This is a genomic window from Vibrio sp. 1978, assembly GCF_033344345.1.
In genome coordinates, this window is sequence record NZ_JAWPOP010000984.1 from 1 (window position 1) to 524 (window position 524).

Annotated in this window: 1 protein-coding gene; it reads right to left on the minus strand. The window is 52.9% G+C overall.

The annotated features are described in order from the left end of the window. A partial coding sequence (locus tag R8N49_RS30235; protein WP_318190832.1) for an aldehyde dehydrogenase family protein occupies positions 1-524 on the minus strand: 524 nt, incomplete at both ends.

Sequence of the window (524 nt, forward strand, 5' to 3'; positions counted from 1 at the left end):
GTTGACCCGCCGATGCAAACGCAGAGCGAATCACATCACGAACCACCTGCTCTGGCAGTGCAGTACTGTCGACGATCATGGCGTTTTGGCCGCCAGTTTCCGCGATAAACGGTACTGGCTTCGCGGTACGCTCTGCCAACGTTACGTTGATGCGCTGTGCCGTTGCCGTAGAGCCCGTAAATGCGACACCTGCGATGGCGTCGTGAGAGGTTAGTGCATGACCAATCTCACTACCGCGACCAGGAAGTAATTGAATTACGCCAGCTGGGAAGCCAGCTTCCAGCATCAAATCAATCGCGCGAGTAGCAATCAAGCTGGTTTGTTCAGCCGGTTTAGCAACCACAGTGTTACCCGCAACAAGCGCCGCGGTTACTTGACCAAGGAAAATCGCCAGAGGGAAGTTCCAAGGGCTAATACAAACGAACACACCGAGACCTTCACGGCTTGAAATGCGTTTCACACCATCGAAACCTTCCAGTTCAAATGGTTGTAGGTTTTGCGCTTGTTTTGCGTAGTAACGACAG